General features: G+C 63.3%; 15 protein-coding genes and 1 pseudogene. 9 read left to right on the forward strand and 7 right to left on the reverse strand.

The window, feature by feature from the left end; genetic code table 11:
* Positions 1-71: 71 nt before the first annotated feature.
* From trbL to MKI88_RS17300, 5 genes are read left to right on the forward strand one after another with little or no spacing between them, the layout of a single operon-like run.
* Positions 72-1379, forward strand: coding sequence for a P-type conjugative transfer protein TrbL (gene trbL / locus MKI88_RS17280; RefSeq protein WP_241632799.1), 1308 nt, complete (start codon positions 72-74; stop codon positions 1377-1379).
* A gap of 5 nt (positions 1380-1384) precedes the next feature.
* Entirely contained in the window at positions 1385-2152 is a 768-nt protein-coding gene (gene trbF, locus MKI88_RS17285; RefSeq protein ID WP_241632800.1) for a conjugal transfer protein TrbF, read from the forward strand.
* A complete protein-coding gene (trbG, locus tag MKI88_RS17290) occupies positions 2149-3075 on the forward strand; it encodes a P-type conjugative transfer protein TrbG (protein WP_241632801.1) in 927 nt (308 codons plus the stop codon). The genes trbF and trbG overlap by 4 nt, the downstream gene beginning before the upstream one ends.
* Positions 3072-4316: a TrbI/VirB10 family protein gene (locus MKI88_RS17295; RefSeq protein ID WP_241632802.1), complete on the forward strand. Its 1245-nt coding sequence runs from the start codon at positions 3072-3074 to the stop codon at positions 4314-4316. The genes trbG and MKI88_RS17295 overlap by 4 nt, the downstream gene beginning before the upstream one ends.
* Positions 4317-4326: 10 nt before the next feature.
* On the forward strand, positions 4327-4554 hold the full coding sequence (locus MKI88_RS17300; RefSeq protein ID WP_241632803.1) for a DUF2274 domain-containing protein: 228 nt from the start codon (positions 4327-4329) through the stop codon (positions 4552-4554).
* 180 nt (positions 4555-4734) lie between these two features.
* Here MKI88_RS17300 and MKI88_RS17305 read toward each other — a convergent pair whose 3' ends face one another.
* Positions 4735-5124 carry a hypothetical protein gene (locus tag MKI88_RS17305; protein ID WP_241632804.1) on the reverse strand — a complete coding sequence of 130 codons (390 nt, stop codon included), beginning with the start codon at positions 5122-5124 and terminating at the stop codon, positions 4735-4737.
* 432 nt (positions 5125-5556) lie between these two features.
* Here MKI88_RS17305 and MKI88_RS17310 point away from each other — a divergent pair, with 432 nt between their 5' ends.
* The gene (locus MKI88_RS17310; RefSeq protein ID WP_241632805.1) at positions 5557-6564 is read left to right on the forward strand and encodes a LacI family DNA-binding transcriptional regulator; all 1008 of its coding nucleotides are present in this window, start codon (positions 5557-5559) and stop codon (positions 6562-6564) included.
* Positions 6565-6603: 39 nt separating this feature from the next.
* Here MKI88_RS17310 and MKI88_RS17315 read toward each other — a convergent pair whose 3' ends face one another.
* The 4 genes from MKI88_RS17315 to MKI88_RS17330 all read right to left on the reverse strand — a co-directional run bounded on the left by MKI88_RS17315 (position 6604) and on the right by MKI88_RS17330 (position 12153).
* A complete protein-coding gene (locus tag MKI88_RS17315) occupies positions 6604-7854 on the reverse strand; it encodes an MFS transporter (protein WP_241632806.1) in 1251 nt (416 codons plus the stop codon).
* 7 nt (positions 7855-7861) lie between these two features.
* Positions 7862-8614 carry a phytanoyl-CoA dioxygenase family protein gene (locus MKI88_RS17320; RefSeq protein ID WP_241632807.1) on the reverse strand — a complete coding sequence of 251 codons (753 nt, stop codon included), beginning with the start codon at positions 8612-8614 and terminating at the stop codon, positions 7862-7864.
* A gap of 20 nt (positions 8615-8634) precedes the next feature.
* Complete coding sequence (locus MKI88_RS17325; RefSeq protein WP_241632808.1) at positions 8635-10926, reverse strand: TonB-dependent receptor; 2292 nt, start codon at positions 10924-10926, stop codon at positions 8635-8637.
* 138 nt (positions 10927-11064) lie between these two features.
* Positions 11065-12153, reverse strand: coding sequence for a Gfo/Idh/MocA family protein (locus MKI88_RS17330; protein ID WP_241632809.1), 1089 nt, complete (start codon positions 12151-12153; stop codon positions 11065-11067).
* Between the two features lie 29 nt (positions 12154-12182).
* On the opposite strand from MKI88_RS17330, the gene MKI88_RS17335 reads away from it, so the two are divergent.
* Together MKI88_RS17335 and MKI88_RS17340 are read left to right on the forward strand one after the other, a co-directional pair.
* Positions 12183-13091 carry an aldo/keto reductase family oxidoreductase gene (locus MKI88_RS17335; RefSeq protein ID WP_241632810.1) on the forward strand — a complete coding sequence of 303 codons (909 nt, stop codon included), beginning with the start codon at positions 12183-12185 and terminating at the stop codon, positions 13089-13091.
* A complete protein-coding gene (locus tag MKI88_RS17340) occupies positions 13088-14167 on the forward strand; it encodes an LLM class flavin-dependent oxidoreductase (protein ID WP_241632811.1) in 1080 nt (359 codons plus the stop codon). Before MKI88_RS17335 ends, MKI88_RS17340 begins: the two co-directional genes overlap by 4 nt.
* A gap of 262 nt (positions 14168-14429) precedes the next feature.
* Here the strand turns inward: MKI88_RS17340 and MKI88_RS17345 are convergent.
* Positions 14430-14887: pseudogene (locus MKI88_RS17345) on the reverse strand (IS5 family transposase); the annotation flags it as partial.
* A gap of 241 nt (positions 14888-15128) precedes the next feature.
* On the opposite strand from MKI88_RS17345, the gene MKI88_RS17350 reads away from it, so the two are divergent.
* The gene (locus MKI88_RS17350; RefSeq protein WP_241632813.1) at positions 15129-15323 is read left to right on the forward strand and encodes a hypothetical protein; all 195 of its coding nucleotides are present in this window, start codon (positions 15129-15131) and stop codon (positions 15321-15323) included.
* Between the two features lie 501 nt (positions 15324-15824).
* On the opposite strand, the gene MKI88_RS17360 is transcribed toward MKI88_RS17350, so the two are convergent.
* Positions 15825-16118, reverse strand: a 294-nt coding sequence (locus MKI88_RS17360; protein WP_241632812.1) for a hypothetical protein, incomplete at its 5' end; no start/stop codon positions are given.

Consider the following 16118-nt stretch of genomic DNA (forward strand, 5'->3'; position numbering starts at 1 on the left):
GCGGGGCGTGCCCTCAGCTCCCCTCGGGTGCGCCCCGCGGCTTGTCATCTTCCAGGACATAAGCGACCGACATGAATGATCTGAACGTCATCGACCGGTTTCTGGCGACCTTCATCACCTATATCGACAGCGGGTTCGGACTGCTCGGTCCCGATGTCGGGTTCCTCACGACGGTGCTGATCGGGATCGACATCACGCTCGCAGGGCTCTTCTGGGCGATGGGCGACGAGCAGGACGTTGTCGGTCGCTTCCTGAAGAAAATCCTCTTCATCGGCGCATTCGCGTTCATCCTGAACAGCTTTTCCGCGCTCGCCGACATCATCTTTCAGTCCTTTGCGGCCGCCGGCCTCACCGCAGGCGGCGGGACCATGTCATCGGGCGACCTGCTCAAGCCCGGAAGGCTCGCCGCCACGGGCTTCGAAGCCGCCTGGCCGCTCCTCGAACAGGCCTCCGAGATGCTCGGGTTCACGAGCTTTTTCGATAATTTCCTGACGCTCGCGATCCTGCTCTTCGCCTGGGCGCTCGTGATCATCGCCTTCTTCATCCTCGCGGTGCAGATGTTCGTGTGCATCATCGAGTTCAAGTTGACGACGCTTGCGGGCTTCATCCTGGTGCCCTTTGCGCTGTGGAACCGCACGAGTTTCCTTGCCGAGCGCGTCCTCGGGAGCGTCGTGAGCTCAGGCATCAAGGTCATGGTGCTTGCGGTCATTGTCGGCATCGGCTCGGGATTCTTCGCCGAATTTGTGGATGCGCTTCAGGGGCGTGAGCCCGATATCGGACAGGCCATGAGCCTTGTGCTCGCAAGCCTGTCGCTGTTCGGGCTTGGCATCTTCGGACCCGGCATCGCTTCGGGGCTTGTTTCGGGCGCGCCACAGCTGGGAGCAGGCGCCGTGGTCGGCACAGGCATTGGTGCTGCCGGTATCACCGCGATCGCGGGAGGCGCAGCGCTCGGCGCTGCACGCATGGCGGGTGGGGGTGCGCTTGGCGCGATCCGTGCCGGCACCGCCATGGGGTCAGCCGTATCGGCGAGCTACCGGCTTGGCCAGGAGGGGGCAGGGTCCTCGAGCATCGGCGCCGGCCTTGGCGGCGTTGCGCGCGCCGCGGGCGGCGCCATGCGCCAGAAGGCGTCGACCACGCTTGGCGTGTCCCAAGCAGCGGCATCTGGGCGAAGCGCTGCCTGGTCGGCGATGACGGGAAGTGGAAATGCCCCCGACGCTACTACTGCCACGGCTTCTGACGCAGCCGCGCCCGCATGGGCGCAGGCGCTCCACGCCAACCAGGTGGCCCGCCAGCGCCGGCACGCCGTGCTCCACGCGCTCGGCGAAGGTTCGAGCGGCGGGGCGTCCGCCACCCCCGACATCAAGCAGAAGGAAGACTGAAAGCCATGATCTTCAAGCGCGCTGTCCAGCGATATGGACGCACCCCCGAACCCGAAACCCCCTATCAGCGTGCCGGCCAGCTCTGGGACGAGCGGATCGGCTCGGCTCGCGTCCAGGCGCGCAGCTGGCGGCTCATGGCCTTTGGAAGCCTGGCGCTGGCGACCGCCATGTCGGCAGCTCTTGTCTGGCAATCGCAGCAGAGCAGGGTCGTTCCCTATGTCGTCGAGGTCGACGCATTGGGTGAGGCGCGCAGCGTCAGCGAGGCGGACGTCCAATATCAGGCGGGCGACCAGCAGATTGCCTGGCACCTTGCGCGCTTCATCGAGAATGTGCGGACCATATCGCTCGATCCCGTGCTGATGCGCCGCGACTGGCTTGCTGCCTATGATTTCGCGACCAAGCGCGGCGCGCAATTTCTCGACGCGCATGCACGCAGCACCAAGCCCTTTGCGGATCTCGGTGAGCGGACTGTCGCGGTACAGGTGACCAGCGTCGTGCGCGCATCCGACCGCTCCTTCCAGGTCAAGTGGCAGGAAACGGAATTTGAAAATGGTGGCATGACAGGCGTTGCGGATTGGACCGCGATCGTCACCATCGTGTCAAGGCCGCCCGACACGGCCGACACGCTCAGGAAGAATCCGCTCGGAATCTATGTCGATGCCATCGACTGGAGCCGCGAGCTCGAGCCGCTGCCCCCACCGCCACTGCCGTCGATCGGTTCCACCATGGAGGAAGCCCTGGAGGCACTTCCAGCAGAGGAGATCCGGCCATGAAGCGCAGATCTGTCGCCCCGCCTGCCTGTCTGGCGGCATTCGTCCTCATGGCCGCGGACGGCCCGCCACCGACGATTCTTGGGGCGACGCTTCCGCGAGCAGTGTCCGCTGCCAGGCCGGTGCCTGGCCACAAAGGACGCGCGGCAGGAGCTGTCACTCAGGTCGCGAGGGCCAACAGGTCGGCTCTTGTCGAGCCCAAGGGGGCGGGCTTCATCAACGCAGTCCAGATCTTTCCCTATAGCGATGGCGCGATCTACCAGGTCTATACGGCTCCCGAGCGCGTCACTGACATCGCGCTCGAGCCCGGCGAGGGGCTCGGCGCGGTCGCGAGCGGTGATACGGTCAGGTGGGTGATCGGCGACACCACGAGCGGTTCCGGGCCCGACAAGCGAACCCATATATTGGTGAAGCCCTTTGCCGCCGGTCTTGCCACCAATCTGGTTGTCACGACCGACAGGCGGACCTATCATCTGGCGCTCAGGAGCACAGCCGGGACTGCCATGTCAGCGGTCAAGTGGACCTATCCGGGCGACGCGCTGCTGGCACTCAAGCGTTCCGAGGACGAGGCGGCGGCAGCAGCTCCGATCGCGACCGGTTTCGACCTCGAGCAGCTCAACTTCAACTATGCGCTCAGTGGCGATACGCCCAGCTGGCGGCCGCTCAGGGCCTTCGATAATGGGCGGCAGACCTTTATCGAGTTTCCGGTAACGCTTGCCGTCGGTGAGGCGCCGCCGCTCTTCATCGTGCGCGCCAAGGGCGAGGCCGAGCTGGTCAACTACCGCGTGCGTGGTCGCTTCTATGTGGTCGACCGGATCTTCGATGCCGCCGAATTGCGCCTGGGCACCAGGCGCCAGGACGTAGTGCGGATCGCGCGGACAGGCGAGGCGCGTGCTCGGCCCCGTCGCCCGCGGAGCGGGCAGTGAGCGGGGCCGCGTCCCCCAACCCGGCGGTCGATGCGCCGGGTTCAGCACCGTCTGCGGCCCCATCCACTCTGGCAAAGGCCGATCCCGAAACCCTCGTCCTTCGAGGCACGCCTGCGCGCGCCATTCGCGTCAAGCGCAGCGTCGTGATCGCAGGCGCGGCGCTGGTATCGGTCAGCGTCTGTGCCACGGCCTGGGTGGCGCTGACGCCGCGCGCGTTCGATCTCGTCCAGCGGTCGCAGGATCGCGCAGAGCCGGCGCGGGGGCCAAGCGATGCGCTTGCAGGGCTGCCCGACAATTATGGCGACGCGCCGAAGCTTGGGCCAAGACTTCCCGGCGACCTCGGTCGCCCGATCCTCGAACATCGCCGTGCCATGGCGACGGAATCCGGACCGGACGATTTGACGCGTACCGCTCAAGCCGCGGTGGCAGAGCGCGAGCGGAAATCGGCGGAGCTGAAAGCCGCGCGCGAATCCACCTTGCTGTTCCAGTCGCATGATCGCGGATCGCTGAGCACTGCTCCGGTCACGGCGGTAGCCGAGACCCTTGCCAGTCCGGCTGAGCCTGCCAGGATCGCGATCGATCCCGAACGCGATCCGGCTGCGCAACAGCGCAAGGCCGATTTCGTGGGTGCACGCGACAGGGGTAGCAATGTGAACCCCCATGTCCTGTCAGCACCGGCCTCGTCCAACATGCTCCTGGCAGGCAGCGTCATCCCGGCGAGCCTGATCACGGGTCTGCGCTCCGACCTTCCCGGGCTTGTGATCGCGCAGGTGACCGAGCGCGTGTTCGACAGCGCAACCGGACGGATATTGCTGATCCCGCAAGGAACCCGCCTCATTGGCAGCTATGACAGCGTGGTCGCCTTCGGGCAGCGCCGCGCGCTCGTCGTCTGGCAGCGGATCATCCTGCCCGATGGCAGCTCACTCAAGATCGACAATGTACCTGCAACCGATGCTTCCGGTTTTGCGGGGCTTGCCGACAAGGTCGATTTTCACACATGGACGCTGCTCAAGGGTGTCGCCTTGTCGACGCTGCTAGGGGTCGGTTCCAACCTCACATTTTCGGGCGAGAGCGACCTGGTGCAGGCGATCCGGGAGTCGACTCAAGACAGTGCCGCGCGCGCTGGCGATCAGCTCACACAGCGCAATCTCCAGGTCCAGCCGACAATCACGATCCGCCCAGGCGCCCTGGTTCGCCTGGTCGTTCACCGCGATCTGATCCTCGCGCCCTGGCGGGAATAGGAGAACAGCCGTGCCCGATCTCAAGCTTGCCCGTATCCCGGATCGCACGCCGGTTAAGCTGACGATCCTGCTGTCTCCAGAGCTCAAAAGGACGCTCGACGATTATGCGGCAATCTACAATGAAACTTACGGTGAAAGCGAAGCGCTAAGCGAGTTGCTGCCCCCCATGCTGGCTGCGTTTCTTGCCAGTGACCATGCGTTTGCCAAGGCGCGAAAACATCGCGAAGGCCGCGAATGAAAGCTGGCTCAGGCGCAATGATTACCGACTTTGCAGGCCTGATCACGGTTGCGGAATTTGCGAAATTGACGAGGTTGTCGCGGCGACAGATCGATCGGCTCCGCAAGCAACGGCCACCCGGCTTTCCGCGCGAATATGAGTTGGCTGGCCGAACGACGAAGCACCACCGATGTCCGCGATTCAAACTCGTCGAAGTGCTCGCCTGGGTGGACTCGCGCGCCCTCTGGTAATTCGGCGTGAACGCCACTTCGGAAACAGCGCGGCCGGCACCTCAAGATCCTCCTCAACGGGCACACCAAGCAGTGATGCTACACCCTGTTTGCGCGCAATTTCGGCTACTTCATTCTCCCATTTGAGGAACGCCTCGCGCTTTTCTTCCTCCATTTCATACCTGTCATAGGTCCGCTCAAGGCCTTTCTTCACATGATTGAGCATTGCCTCAGCCGTATCGTAGTCAATCTTCAGCCGCTTCGTATTCGACCGGACTGTTCGGCGCAGGTCGTGCGGGATCCAATGTTCGACAGGGCGCCCGGCAAATTCCGACATCCGGGCAAGAAGGCGGTCGCGCACCTTGCACCAGGTCTTCTGATGGAATTGCCCGTCCGATCGCGATGAAGGCAGCACCCACTCATTGTTCGATTGGAAAAGTGACCATCCCCATGGCCCAAGCGGGATGACCAATGCCGTTACGATGATAGGCCTTGACCGACGACCTCGTCATGTGAGCGGTCGTTCCCTCCAATCTGAATGAGTGGCAGGTTTCGCGAGCGGACAACCGCCCCTCGAATTTCGGAGATGTCGGCGCTAAACGCCATTTAGCGGAAATATGGCGACGCGCCTTCATGCGCCGAAAGCTGTGGTAGGGGTATCCGCGCCTCAACTGTTGTCTTTCAACGGCCGTTTCCCGATCTGCGTGCGCGTCTCCCCTATCGCCGTATCGGCGAAACCATGGGGATCAAGCTGTAGCTATCAAGACGAGGCAAAGACTCCTAAACAAGCGTAATGAAGAATACGATCAAGGATGTAGCTGAAGTCGCTGGTGTTTCGGTCAAGACTGTGTCCCGCGTCCTCAACGACGAGAAATACGTCAGCGCGGACCTGCGTCAACGCGTCGAAGGGGCCATCGCGCGGCTGAACTTCCGTCCGAGCCTCGTCGCCCGCATGCTGCGTCGGCAGCGCTCGTTCCAGATCGCGCTGATCTACGACAATCCCAACCCTTATTTCGTCTATAATGTGCAGGAAGGTGTCCGCGCGTGTTGTGCCGAGCGCGGATACCGGATGCTTGTCCAGCCATGCAGCATCCATTCGCCAACCCTGGTCGACGATCTCGGTAGCCTGATCGAGCAGACGCATCTCGATGGTCTGATCCTGACGCCGCCGGTCACCGACAGCCTGCCTGCGCTCGAGGAATTGGGGCGCCGCGGCATCCGCCATGTCCGCATAGCGCCGGGCACGAATCTGATGGCCACCCCGTCGGTCCATATCGACAATGTCGCGGCCGCCGACGAAATGACCCGCCATCTGCTGGACCTCGGCCATCGTCGCATCGGCTTCGTGGTCGGGCATCCGGCCTATATCACGAGCAACCAGCGGCTTCTGGGATATCGCGATGCGTTGCGCCGTGCCGGGGTCGCCTATGATCCGGAGCTGGTGCGCCCCGGTCAGTTCAGCGTGCAATCGGGCGTTGGCGCGGCCGAGGCGCTTTTTGCGCTCGCCAACGCGCCCACAGCGATCTTCGCGAGCAACGACGACATGGCAGCGGGCGTGCTCGCCACAGCACTCAGGCGCGGCATGACGGTCCCCGATGATCTTTCGATCGCGGGGTTCGACGATACCGAACTCGCGCAAAGCGTGTGGCCTCCGCTCACCACCATCCATCAGCCATTTCGCGATATCGGCTATGCGGCGGCGGACGTGCTGCTGTCGGAGGATGGGAATGACGGTCCCGAACGTCGCCGGCTTGAATATCGGCTCGTCGTGCGGGAATCGACCGCCGCACCTCGAAGCTAGGACGGGCGCCGCGAGATTGGGATGTCGGCTAGCGACGGGTCAATGCGCGGCCTCTGGCCGGGGCGCCACGCGAATGCCCTCGAATGGCAGGCGCGGCAGCAGCAGCTGAATCACGCCCACCGCCATGAGATACGAGAATCCCGCGAAGAGGAAGAGCGGAAGGTAGCCCAGTCCCGCCGCGAGGATCAGTCCCGCTGCCTTGGCTATCACCATGCCCCCGATATTGCCCGCGAATGCGCCGAAGCTGGTGATGCGCCCGACCTTCTCGGGAGGCGACACGTCAGCGATCAACGTGAACAGGCTGGAGGAAAAGGCCTGGTGCGCAGCCATAACGAGCCCGAGTAGCGCGACCGCCAGCCAATAGTCATGCGCGAGATCGGCGAAGGGCAGGGGGGTCGCGAAGAGCGCCGCGACGAACAGCGCACCTTTTCGAACCCTTTCGATGCCATAGCCGCGCGCAATCAGTCGCGTCGTTACCGTACCCGCGATCAGCGCGCCCAGAGCTGCGCAGCTATAGGCGATGGCGAGGGGCGGGCCGAGCGCCACGCCCTCGAGCCCGAAGCTGCGATGAAAGAAATCGGGCATCCAGAAGAGCATGAGCCACCAGGTCGCGTCGGACAGGAACTTGGCTGCCGCAATGGCCCAGCTGCGCTTCTCGGTGAGGATCGTTCCACCCACCCTGGTAGCGGGTTTCTCGCCAGGCGCGTCATGATCGCCGGTGAAATGAACGCCGCGCGTCGCCAGCAGCCAGAGCACGGCCCAGACCAGCCCGAGCACGCCGCCGATGAGAAAGGCCGAGCGCCAGCCCCACAGCACCGCGACGAGCGGAATCGCGAGTGGGGTCACGATCGCGCCAAGGCTGCCAACGGCGTTGAGCAGGCCGTAGCCCGTGGAGCGCCTCTCAGGGGGAAAGATCGCGGCGATGGTCTTGATGGCCGCAGGAGTGCCCATGGCCTCGGTCGCGCCGAGCGCGATCCGGCAGAAGACGAACTGGCCGAAGCCGCGCGCCACCGCATGCGCCATTGCGGCGACGCTCCACAGCGCCACGCCGACGGGATTTGCCCATTTGACCCCAAGCCGATCGACGATCCAGCCGGTGAACAGGAAAGCGAGCGCGGCCGAACCCTGAAACCACGCAGCGAGCGTGCCATAGTCATTGTCGCTCCAGCCCAGATCCGCAGCGATCACGGGTTTGAGGACCGAAATGATCTGGCGATCGACGAGATTGAGGATCGTCGCAGTCAGTGCGAGCGCGAACAGGAGGTTGCGGCGACGGGGCGAAAGGATCACGCGGGGGTCAACCGGTTGTCACCCGTTCGCCGTGTCGCAGGATCGGAATCGCGTTGCGGCGCAGATGGCGGGTGCCCGGATCCAGCATCGCCTCGGGCGTATATTGCGCGAGATAGACGCGGCGCGGCCGATCCGTCCGGTTGGCACCCGTCGCATGGAGCGTGAGGCTCGAAAAGACGACAACGTCGCCCGCCCTGGCTTCGACGATCTGTCCCTCGGTTTCGGCGGGCGCGCCTGCCAGGTCATTGGTGCCCGGCTGGCGTTCATGCGGGAGGATGCCATGCTTGTGGCTGCCCGGGATCAGGCGCACGGTGCCATTCTCTTCGGTCGCGTCATCGAGCGGGCACCAGCAGGTGAGATAGGGTGCGTGATCCGCGGGGCCGCCATTGCCGACGACATAGCCCGAATCCTGATGCCAGGAGAAGGGCATGCCGCCCTCGGGGCCCTTCACGACATATTGATCGAAGAAGAAATAGGCATCGTCGCCCAGCGTCGCGCGGCAGATATCCGCCATGGCCGGGCTGAACAGCACGGTGCGGAGTTGCGGCGCGACGCGCTGGCATTCGTTCGCGAAATAACGCTTGCCGCGATGGCTGATGCCGAGCGTATCAACGCCCAGCGCATCCATCCGCGCGTCTTCGCGTGCGACGAAGGCGTCACATTCGGTGCGGAGCAGGTCGAGCGCCGCGCCAGCAAGAGCGCCGGGGAACACCGCATAACCCTGCTCGGCGAACTGCCGGGTCTGATCCTCGAACGGCATTATGCGGCGTTCCCTTTTGCTCAGTAGTTGAAGCGGACGTTCACGCCAAAATAGCGATCCACGTCACGCGGCAGAAGATAGCGGAAGCTGCCGCCCGGGCCACCGGGAGTGATCAGCGTCGCATAGCTCTCATCGGTCAGGTTGCGGCCGATGAAATTCACGCGCCATACGCCATCGGGATCGACCAGCGCGATATTGGCGTCGACGACGACATAGCCATCGATCGTGATCGCACGGCGTGTCACCGGATTGGCTTCGAGCGAGGAGACCTGATCGCTGGTGAGTGCTACCTGCCCGCCAATCTCGACATTGGCAAAGCCGCCGGTCTCGATCGTCCAGAGCCCGCCGACATTGCCCTTCCACGTCGGCGCCAGCGGAAGTTGTTCACCCCGTCGCGTGCTGCTGCCCGCCGGAGCATTGGGCGGCAGGTTGAATTCGTCGATCTGCGCATCGGTATAGGACAGGCCCGCGTTGAACGTGAATTCGCGCGAAGGACGGATGACGGACTCGATCTCGAAGCCCTTGGTCGAGACCGAACCGGCATTGGTGAGCTGCGTGATCACCGAACCGGCCAGGTTGACGAAGCTGTTGGCCTGGAAATTGTCGTATTTGGCATAGAATAGAGCGGTGTTCAGCGTCAGCTTACCGTCGGCGGTCTTGAACTTGGTGCCCAGCTCATAGGCGTCGGCGGTTTCCGCCGCGATCGGATCGAGCTGCCCCGCATTCTGGTTGAAGAAGACGTTGAAGGCCGGGCCCTTATAGCCCTGGCTGTAGGTGGCATAGGTCATCAGCTCGTCGCTGATATCGGCCTGCACGCCCACGCGGCCCGAGAAATCGTCGTTGCTCGTCGAAAGATCGTAGTTCGCGCCGACATTGAGCAGGCCCGGCCCGCCGCCATTGGTGGCGGGAATGCGGTTATTGAACGCATCGACATTGTCGTGCGTGTAGCGTCCGCCCGCGATCAGGCGCAGCCAGTCATTCACGTTGACGGTCAGGTTGCCGAAGATCGCGAAACTCTCGATCGTCGAACCGAAGGTCCCCACCGCACTCGGGAAGCGCAGCGTGGAGGAACCGGGCGCGCAGGGCGCGAGGCCGGGCGACACGGGCGGCAGCGTCGTTGCCGAGCAGACGATGTCGTCGCGCTGGAAAGTCCGCTGCTGCTTGGCGTTGTAGTAGAAGCCGCCCACGACATATTCGAGCGTCTGGTTGCCCGGCGACGCCAGCCGGATTTCCTGCGTGAAGGTTTCGGACGGCTGCGGGCCGAAATCGTCGAGCTGATGGCCGCCTGCGATGTTGTAGACGGTATCGATGAAGTCGCCGTCGCGGATGCCGAAATTGCGGTATTCGCGATAGGCGGTGATCGACGTGACCGTCCCCGCGCTGCCTACATCGAGATCGGCCTGGAGCGAGACGCCCCAGCTCTTTTCCTTGGTGCGGGTCAGCGTGTTCTGGCGGATCTCGCGCGTTTCGTCGCCCTTCAGGTCAACGCCGATCAGCGAGCCAGCGAGCGCGCCCGCGGGGGTGGTGCCGACCACTTCGGCGCAGCAGTCGCTGTTCTGTTTGCGATAATCGCCGATCAGCGTGAAGGTCAGCGCCGGGCTCGCTTCGGCGACGATCATGCCGCGGGCGCCCCAGCGCTCATAGCCGTTGACGGTGCGGTCGAGCGTGATGTTGCGGACGGTGCCGTCGAACCAGCCATAATTGCCGGTAAAGCGGCTGGTGATGCCCTCGGCGATCGGAATGTCGATCGCGCCGCGCAGCTTGTATTCCTCATCGGTTGTCGCCAGCGCCTCGACGAAGCCGCCCAGTTCGTCGCCGGGGCGGCGCGTGACGACGCTGATTACGCCCGCCGACGCGTTCTTGCCAAACAGCGTGCCTTGCGGTCCGCGCAGCACCTCGACGCGTTCGATGTCGTAGAGGTCGCCAAAGGCCTCGCCCGAGCGGGCATAGGTGACGCCATCGACCACGAAGCCGACGCTGGGTTCGGCCGCAATCGAGAAGTTGATCGTGCCGACGCCGCGCAGGAACACCGAGGAATCGAGCGTGGTCGCGCTGTCCTTGATGTTGAGGCTGGGCACAAGCTGCTGGAGCGACTGTATGTTGACGACGCCGCGCTGGTCGAGCTGCGCGGCACTCACCACGCTGATCGCCGCGGGCACCTTCTGCAAATTCTCCTCGCGCTTTTGCGCCGTGACAACGATATCGCCCGGATCGGCTGGCTGCGCCGCGGGAGGCGTATCCTGCGCCTGCGCAACCTGCGTCATCGAAATAAGCAGCGCACCCGCGCTTGCGTTCACCAGAAACCGTCGCATTCAAGCCTCCCCATAGAATCTCTACTTTTTTAATAGAGTTATTTTCAGCTTGCCAAGGTCAGAAAAACTTTATCCCTGTCATGGTAAGATATCGATATCCTATCCGCTGCCCGGCGCAAAGCCGTGCGTTGCGTTCGTTCAAAATCCGAGCTCGGCCATCTCCACAACGCGCTTCTCGCGCGCGCTCAGTTCCGCCGCCGCACCGATTGCGACGGCGCGCAGGCCGTCTTCCGCGGTGACTTCGACAGGGGCTTCGCCGCGGACCGCGGCGATGAAGCGCTGGTGTTCGTAAAAGGTCGAGCCATGATGGCTCCCGGCTGCGAGCGCCGCCGCGTCGACCTCGACATATGTGCGCTCTGCGCGCTTCGGATTGCCGAATCCCGTGCGCGGCGAGCGAACAATCGCGCCTTCCGGAATGAACACCTCGAGCCGGGCCTCATCGCCGACCGCCGCGATCTCCTCCTGGTTCTCGGCTCCGTCGGCGAACATTGAGAGATCGAGCATCGCACGCACCCCATTTGCGAAGTCGACGGTGGTGTAGCTGTTGTCGATGATGTCGGGGCGCTCGCCTTCGTAGAGCTCGTCGAGATGGTTCACGTCCATGGCCCCCGAGCAATAGACGCGCACGGGCTCGGACCGGACGATCAGCCGCATAAGATCGAAGAAGTGGCAGCATTTCTCGACCATCGTGCCGCCGGTATTGCGGCTGAAGCGATTCCAGTCGCCAACCTTCTCCAGGAAGGGAAAGCGATGCTCGCGGATCGAGAGCATGCGTAGTGTGCCTGTGCGCCCGGCATGCACCTGCTCGATGAATGCCGCCGCGGGAGGCATGTAGCGATACTCCATCGCGGTCCAGAACACCTTGTCGGTCTTCGCGGCGCGCTCGACGATCCATCGGGCGTCTTCGATCGTCGTCGCGAGCGGCTTCTCGCAGAGAATATGCAGGCCAGCGTCAAACAGCGGCTCAAGGACCGCGCGATGCGTGAAGTTGGGGCTCGCGACGATGACCGCGTCGATACCGCCCGCGGCGGCCAGCTCAGCGCTGTTATCATATGCCCTCACACCAGCCGCGCGCCCGCCAAGCGCGGCCTTCGCCTCAGCCAGCGAGGTACCTGTGGGATCGGCCAACGCCACCACCTCGGCGCCCGGCGTGATCGCGAGATTGTGGATATGCTCAACGCCCATCATCCCGCTTCCGACCAGACCGTAACGAACGGGGTTTCCCATTGGCGATTTCCTTGATTACTATGATATCGATGTCTGACCTTGCTTTCTCACCCGAATCCAGACCGCTCGGCAAGAGCGGATTGACCGTCAGCCCGCTTGCCTGGGGCATGTGGCGCTTCAGGGGCGACGATGTCGCCGCCGCCCGCAAGCGCGTGGAAGCCGCGCTCGACGCCGGAATAACGCTCTTCGACACCGCCGATGTCTACGGGCCTGACAATGGCGAACCTTTCGGCGCCGCCGAGGTGCTACTTGGTCGCGTCTTCGCCGAGGCACCCGAATTGCGCGAGCAAATGACGCTGGCGACCAAGGGCGGCATCGTGATCGGCACGCCTTATGATTCGAGCGCACCCTATATCGAAGCGGCGATCGATGCCTCGCTCAGGCGCCTCGGTGTCGAGCAGATCGACCTGTGGCAGATCCACCGGCCCGATATCCTCACCCATCCGCACGAGATCGCGCGCGCGTTCGAGACGGCGCATGAAAAGGGCAAGGTCCGCGTCTTCGGCGTGTCGAACTACACACCGAGCCAGGCCGCCATGCTCCAGCATTTCATGGATCGGCCACTCGTCAGCCACCAGCCTGAATTTTCTCCCCTTACGCTGGCGCCGCTCACAAACGGCCTCATGGATCAGGCCATCGCGAACGACATGGCGGTGCTCGCCTGGTCACCGCTCGGTGGCGGCAGGATCGCCGCGCCGCTGACGCAAGCAGAGCACGCTGTCGCCATGCTCCTCGATGCCAAGGCGCAAGATTACGGCGTCTCGCGTACGGCGGCTGCCTACAGCTGGATCATGGCGCATCCCGCGCGGCCGATTCCGATCGTGGGATCGCAACAGCCCGAGCGGATTCGGGAAGCGGCTGGCGCGCTGACGCCGCGCTGGACCCGCGCCGAATGGTACGCGGTGCTCCAGGCATCGATGGGGGAGAGTTTGCCATGACGCAATCGTGCGAAATCAGCTGGTTTTCTGCTCTGTGCGACGATGATTATGAATTCCTCGGCGTTCCCGATCCGTTGCTTCGATCGAGCTGGGAGCATTGCCGCGATATCGTGATGGGTGCCGAGAGCGGTGGGTTCGACAACATCCTGCTCCCTTCGGGCTATGCTCTGGGCATCGATACCACCGCCTTCGCGGCGGCCATCGCGCCGTTGCTGCAACGCATGCGGCTCCTGATGGCGGTGCGCATCGGCGAGTCCTGGCCGCCCCAGCTCGCGCGCCAGATCGCGACGATCGATCAGATGCTTGGCGGCCGGCTCACGGTCAACATCATCAGTTCGGATCTGCCGGGGGAAACGCTGCCTTCGGGCCCGCGCTACGCACGCACGGTCGAGGCGATGCACATCCTCAAGACCATGCTCAACGGTGAGCCGCTCGACCATGATGGCGAGTTCTGGAAGCTCAAGCTCGATCCGCCGCGTATCCGGACCGTGTCAGGCAAGGCACCCTTGCTCTATTTTGGGGGGCTGTCCGAGGATGCCCGTGAGGCCGCGGCCAAAGGCTGCGACGTCTACCTGATGTGGCCGGACAAGGAAGATGTGGTGAAGGCCACCATCGCCGATATGCAGGCGCGCGCGGGGAAGCATGGGCGCAGCCTGCGCTTTGGCTACCGCGTCCATGTCGTGGTGCGCGAGACCGAGGCCGAGGCGCGCGCCGCCGCCGACCGTCTGCTCTCGAAGCTCGACGCCGAGGCGGGGGCGGCCATTCGCGCCCAGTCGCTCGATTCAAAGTCCGCGGGCGTGGCGGCGCAGGCGGCACTGCGCGAAGGCGCCTCCGATGACGGTTATGCAGAACCGCATTTGTGGACAGGCATCGGTCGCGCGCGTTCGGGCTGCGGTGCTGCGATCGTTGGCGATCCCGATCAGGTTCTCGCCAAGCTCCAGGCCTATCAAGCGATGGGGATCGAAGCGTTCATCCTGTCGGGCTATCCGCACGCCGCAGAAGCGGACCTCTTCGCGCGCTATGTACTCCCGAAAATGAAGCATGGGCCGCTGATCCAGATGACGCAGGCAAATTGAGGGAGCGTGAGGTTGATTTGGGGGGCGCAATGACGCGAAGATTTGAGACACCGTGACTTCGGTCGCTGTGACAATAGGCGCGTTTATGAAGCCGCAATCTCTTGGATCGCGAGCAATAGACTCTTTCAGTCCTACAGCGGTTCCTTAGCGGATGGCGTGGCTAGGGATGGTGAAACCTACCGAGTAGGCGAAGGAAAAAATTTGAACAAAACGCAGGTTCCGAGACGTCGGCTTTCGGGAGGTCCGTGGTCGGTTTCCTATGTCAGAAATGTGGGCGCTTGCCGTCGCGGGTGGCGATGTGTCGGAAGTGCTTCAGTTTGGAGAAGAAGCGCTCGATCAGGTTGCGCTCGCGGTAGAGGCGCTTGCTGAAGCAGGGCTTCCATTTGCGGTTGGACTTGGCCGGAATGTTGGGCGTGGCGCCCTGCTCCTCGATGAGGGTGCGGATGCGGTCTGCATCATAGGCTTTGTCGGCCAGCACGATGGTGCGTGGGCCCAGCCGATCCAGCAGCGCACCTGCAATCTGCCCGTCGTGCGCCTGGCCCGCGGTCAAGCCGAGCCGGATCGGGAGCCCTTGCGCATCGACGATGACGTGGATCTTGGTTGTGAGCCCGCCGCGGGAGCGACCGAGACAATGATCTCGATCCCCCTTTTTGCCGTCGCAGCCTGCTGGTGCGCCCGGACGGAAGTGCTGTCGATCATCTGGATATCGCAGTCGTGCGCGATCACGCGCCACTCAAAATCGGTCAGGTCATATCGGCTCATGCCGACCCTGAATCAGAAATCCCTCACGCTGGGAATCCCGTTTATGGGTTCACGGCCTAATATAGATAGTTGTATCAAATATATACGTTCTGATTTCCAGAAATTTACCCCTATTTATCCCTGCCTCTTGCCGGTCCGGTGATCGCCCTTTGTCCACGGCGCTGATGTCCCTCGGCACCATGTTCGAAAGGCAAGGATCATGATAAAACGACACCTCGTCAGTGCGCTGGCCATTCTCGCAGCCACGACCCCGGCTGCCGCCTATGTGCGATGTGCTCCGACCGCTCCGGCCCAGGCCGCATCGGTGGTGCCTGTCATCGACTACAAGAGCACCACGATCGACGGCGTGAAAGTGTTCTACGCCAGACGTGCGCGAACAACTCGGCTTTGCTGACCGTTTCACCGGCTCGGCGCACCAGTAGCGTCAGAATGTCGAAAGCCCGGCCGCCCAGAGTGACAGTTTCACCGCGGTGCAACAGCGCCTGGCGGTCCCGTATCAATTCGAAATCGCCGAACTGAAAAGATGATCGTTCGGCGTTCAATTGGTATCGCCTTTCGCGTGACGCTGCCCAATATCCTGGAAGCTCATTTGACTTTCGTAGCGCGGTGCACGCACCATCGCCAGCAATAGCGGATCAATTCCCTTGCTATTGCCTGTATATGAGCGGTGCCTTGCGGGCGTCGTCCGCCGCAAGCTTCTGGGCAGCAACGAGGCTGCCACAGGGTTTTACGTCCCGACATGGGTGCCCTTGCCGAACGCAGAATCGGGGTATTTCGGGCAGGTGAACGAATGGCCGCTATCCGGGATGCATTGAGGCGCTCTGAACGACCGCTATGCCGGCGGGTCTCGACAGTCCGGTTAGGGCGAAAGGCGTGCGAGCCGCATTTGTTAAGGTCACAATGGTAATAGCCGCGCAGGATTATTGGAGTGACTGAAGTGCAGATCGATCAGAACAGATGGAACGCGGTCTGGGCGGAAGATCTCGATGTTCTGCGGAACCTGAGGAAGGACGGCGACAATCCCTTGGTCCCGCGCGAGATTGATGTCTCCTTTCGGGGGCCGCTTGAAGCGTTGAGGCGCTTGCGCGCTGTCTGCTCGGATTTCGGGTTCGGGGTCGTGTCCCTGATGATGGTGTAGCTCGGTGGGAGCGAAGCTGACCGGCCGCGCGCTACCCATATGCGCTGTAGC

This window comes from Sphingomonas sp. LaA6.9, from assembly GCF_022601895.1.
Classification (GTDB): domain Bacteria; phylum Pseudomonadota; class Alphaproteobacteria; order Sphingomonadales; family Sphingomonadaceae; genus Sphingobium_A.

Excerpts from the sequence above, each read along its gene's own strand:
- trbL (WP_241632799.1), top strand. The coding sequence starts at position 72 with ATGAATGATCTGAACGTCATCGACCGGTTTCTGGCGACCTTCATCACC.
- trbF (WP_241632800.1), top strand. The coding sequence starts at position 1,385 with ATGATCTTCAAGCGCGCTGTCCAGCGATATGGACGCACCCCCGAACCC.
- trbG (WP_241632801.1), top strand. The coding sequence starts at position 2,149 with ATGAAGCGCAGATCTGTCGCCCCGCCTGCCTGTCTGGCGGCATTCGTC.
- MKI88_RS17310 (WP_241632805.1), top strand. The coding sequence starts at position 5,557 with ATGAAGAATACGATCAAGGATGTAGCTGAAGTCGCTGGTGTTTCGGTC.
- MKI88_RS17320 (WP_241632807.1), bottom strand. The coding sequence starts at position 8,614 with ATGCCGTTCGAGGATCAGACCCGGCAGTTCGCCGAGCAGGGTTATGCG.
- MKI88_RS17325 (WP_241632808.1), bottom strand. The coding sequence starts at position 10,926 with ATGCGACGGTTTCTGGTGAACGCAAGCGCGGGTGCGCTGCTTATTTCG.
- MKI88_RS17330 (WP_241632809.1), bottom strand. The coding sequence starts at position 12,153 with ATGGGAAACCCCGTTCGTTACGGTCTGGTCGGAAGCGGGATGATGGGC.
- MKI88_RS17335 (WP_241632810.1), top strand. The coding sequence starts at position 12,183 with ATGTCTGACCTTGCTTTCTCACCCGAATCCAGACCGCTCGGCAAGAGC.
- MKI88_RS17340 (WP_241632811.1), top strand. The coding sequence starts at position 13,088 with ATGACGCAATCGTGCGAAATCAGCTGGTTTTCTGCTCTGTGCGACGAT.
- MKI88_RS17350 (WP_241632813.1), top strand. The coding sequence starts at position 15,129 with ATGATAAAACGACACCTCGTCAGTGCGCTGGCCATTCTCGCAGCCACG.